The sequence below is a fragment of the Actinosynnema sp. NPDC023658 genome (assembly GCF_040639995.1).
GTDB lineage: Bacteria > Actinomycetota > Actinomycetes > Mycobacteriales > Pseudonocardiaceae > Actinosynnema.
In genome coordinates, this window is the sequence record NZ_JBFAAX010000645.1 from 1 (window position 1) to 3,254 (window position 3,254).

Sequence of the window (3,254 nt, forward strand, 5' to 3'; positions counted from 1 at the left end):
CAGCTGTCGACGGGCGAGCAGAGCACGCGTGACGACCCGCGCCGCGCCTACCTGCCGTTCGACGCCGACGCGAACGGGTTCGTGCCGGGCGAGGGCGGCGCGATCCTCGTGCTGGAGGACGTCACCTCGGCCCGTGCCCGCGGCGCGCGGTCGGTCTACGGGGTGGTGGAGGGCTGCGCCTCCACGTTCGACCCGAAGCCCGGTTCCGGTCGGCCGCCGGGGTTGCGGCGGGCCGTGGAGCTCGCGCTGGCCGACGCCGGGCGGTCACCGGCCGAGGTCGACGTGGTCTTCGCGGACGCGCACGGCACGCCCGAGCTGGACCGGGCGGAGGCCGAGGCGATCACGGCGGTGTTCGGCCCGCGCGGCGTCCCGGTGACTGCGCCGAAGACCATGACCGGCCGGCTGTGCTCCGGTGGTGCGCCACTCGACCTGGTCGCGGCCGTGCTGTCCATCCGGGACGGTGTCGTGCCGCCGACGGTCAACGTCACCGACGTGCCCGGTGGCTACGGGCTCGACCTGGTCCTCGGCGGTCCCCGGGAGGTGCCGGTGCGCACGGCGGTCGTGCTGGCCAGGGGGCACCGAGGTTTCAACTCGGCGCTGGTGGTGAGCGCGCCGTGAGCGGGTCGGGCGCGGTGTCGACGAAGGGGAGGACGACCCGATGGGGACGAGGGGACTGACGATGGCGGATCTCAAGCGGGTGCTGCGGGAAGCGGCGGGGGTGGACGAGTCGGTCGACTTCGACGGCGACATAGCCGACGTCGACTTCACCGACCTCGGCTACGACTCGATCGCCCTGCTGGAGACGACCAGCCGGGTCGAGCGGGAGTACGGCGTCACGCTCGCCGAGGACGCGGTGGTGACCTCGACGAACCCGCGCCGGCTGCTGGCGCTGATCAACGACTCGCTCGACCGGCCGGCGTAGGAGGGGACGGGCATGGTCCGGGACGGACAACGGGTCGCCCTGGTCACGGGCGCGACCAGCGGGATCGGGTTGGCGATCGCGCGCACCCTGGCGGAGGCGGGCACGGCGGTGTACGTGTGCGCACGCACCGCCGACAACGTCGAGCGGACCGTCAAAGCGTTGCGGGAGCGGGGTTTCGAGGCCGACGGCACGACGTGCGACGTGACCTCGGCCGAGGACGTCCGCGCGCTCGTGCGCTCGGCCGTCGACCGCTACGGGCGGATCGACGTGCTGGTCAACAACGCGGGCCGCAGCGGCGGCGGGCCGACCGCGGACCTCACCGACGAGCTGTGGCTCGACGTCATCGACACCAACCTCACCAGCGTGTTCCGGGTGACCCGGGAGGTGCTCAACGAGGGCGGCATGCTGGCGCGCGGGCACGGCCGGGTGGTCAACGTCGCGTCCACCGCCGGCAAGCAGGGCGTGGTGCTCGGTGCGCCGTACTCGGCGTCCAAGCACGGGGTCGTCGGCTTCACCAAGGCGCTCGGCCTGGAGCTGGCCAGGACCGGGATCACGGTCAACGCGGTGTGCCCCGGGTACGTCGAGACCCCGATGGCCGAACGGGTCCGACAGGGCTACGCCGCGGCGTGGGACACCACCGAGGACGACGTGCTGGCCCGGTTCAACGCCAAGATCCCGCTCGGCCGGTACTCCACCTCCGAGGAGGTCGCCGCGTTCGTCGGCTACCTGGTGTCGGACCCGGCGGCGCCGATCACCGCGCAGGCGATCAACGTCTGCGGCGGGCTGGGCAACTACTGAGCGGGGAGGGCTCCATGGCGACCACGCGCCACGCGCGGCACGAGATCGCGGTCTCGGCCCCGGCCGACGACGTCTACGTCCTGATCGCGGCGGTGGAGGCGTGGCCGCGCGTCTTCCCGCCGACCGTGCACGTCGAGGTCCTGGAGCGGGACGGGGACGCGGAGCGGCTGCGCTTCTGGGCCACCGCGAACGGCGAGGTGAAGACGTGGACGTCCCGCCGCGAGCTGGACCCGGCGCACCGCCGGGTCTCGTTCCGGCAGGAGGTCTCCCAGCACCCGGTGGCCTCGATGGGAGGCCGCTGGCAGGTCGAGGAGGTCGGTGGGGGCAAGTCCCTGGTGGTGCTCGACCACCACTACGCCGCGGTCGACGACGCACCGGACGGGGTCGACTGGATCGAACGCGCCCTCGACCGCAACAGCCACGCCGAGCTCGCGGCGTTGCGCGCCGCGGCCGAACGCGGGAGCGGGGTGGACGAGCTGCTGTTCTCGTTCGAGGACAGCGTCCAGGTCGCCGGCGCACCCGACGACGTCTACGCGTTCGTGCGCGACGCCGGGCGGTGGTCGGAGCGGCTGCCGCACGTCGCCAGGGTGGTGCTGACCGAGGACGTGCCGGACCTCCAGACGTTGGAGATGGACACGCGCACGAAGGACGGCCAGGTGCACACCACGCGGTCCGTGCGGGTCTGCTTCCCGTCGCGCCGCATCGTCTACAAGCAACTCGTGCTGCCCGCGCTGCTGGCCGTGCACAACGGCGAGTGGACGTTCACGCCGAACAGCGCCGGGGTGCTCGCGACGTCCCGGCACACCGTCGTGCTCGACCCGGCGGCGATCCCGGAGGTGCTCGGAGAGGGCGCGACCGCGGCGCAGGCCCGCGACTTCGTCCGCGGTGCGCTCAGCGCCAACAGCACGGCCACGCTGGAGCTGGCCAAGGCGTTCGCGGAGGCAGGGGGATGACCGTCACCGACGACCGCGCCACGCCCGTCGACGTGCACGTGCGGGTCCAGCGCTTCTACGCCGCCCAGATGCGCTTGCTGGACGCCGGCGAGGCGGAGCGGTGGGCGGGCACGTTCACCGAGGACGGCGAGTTCGGGCAGGACAACGGCTCCCCGCCCCGGCGCGGACGGGCGACCATCGCGGCCGGGATGCGCGCGGCGGTGGACCGGCGGGTCGCCGCCGGCGTGGTGACCCGGCACTGGATGGGCATGGTCGCGGTCCACCCGCTGCCCGACGGCTCGGTGCGCACCGGCTGCTACGCCCTGGTGGTGCGCGCGGAACGCGGCGGCCCGCCGGCCGTGGGCCTGAGCACGACGTGCGCCGACGTCCTGGTCCCGGACGGGGATTCGTGGCTGGTGCGCAGCAGGTGGGTGTCCCACGACGGCACACCCGGGAAGGGATTCCCAATGAAGTTGTCAAGCGGCGAAGGTGACGGGCCATGAACTCGTCAGGCCGCTGTGGCTGCGGGTTGGGACCTGCCGGCCTGGAAAGTGCGGTTGTCGCGGATGAGGGCCCACAGGACGTTCAGGCGTCGGCGTGCC

The 3,254-nt window shown here is 73.3% G+C and carries 5 protein-coding genes; all 5 read left to right on the forward strand.

Annotated elements, in window-relative coordinates:
* The coding region (locus AB0G02_RS32595) for a beta-ketoacyl synthase N-terminal-like domain-containing protein (RefSeq protein ID WP_360801891.1) at positions 1-618 on the forward strand (618 nt) is incomplete at its 5' end.
* A gap of 61 nt (positions 619-679) precedes the next feature.
* On the forward strand, positions 680-922 hold the full coding sequence (locus AB0G02_RS32600) for an acyl carrier protein (RefSeq protein ID WP_360801894.1): 243 nt from the start codon (positions 680-682) through the stop codon (positions 920-922).
* A 12-nt stretch (positions 923-934) separates the two neighbouring features.
* Entirely contained in the window at positions 935-1,720 is a 786-nt protein-coding gene (locus tag AB0G02_RS32605) for an SDR family NAD(P)-dependent oxidoreductase (protein ID WP_360801896.1), read from the forward strand.
* A 14-nt stretch (positions 1,721-1,734) separates the two neighbouring features.
* Positions 1,735-2,673 carry an aromatase/cyclase gene (locus AB0G02_RS32610; protein WP_360801898.1) on the forward strand — a complete coding sequence of 313 codons (939 nt, stop codon included), beginning with the start codon at positions 1,735-1,737 and terminating at the stop codon, positions 2,671-2,673.
* Entirely contained in the window at positions 2,670-3,155 is a 486-nt protein-coding gene (locus tag AB0G02_RS32615) for a nuclear transport factor 2 family protein (RefSeq protein WP_360801901.1), read from the forward strand. Before AB0G02_RS32610 ends, AB0G02_RS32615 begins: the two co-directional genes overlap by 4 nt.
* The last annotated feature ends 99 nt before the right edge of the window (positions 3,156-3,254 follow it).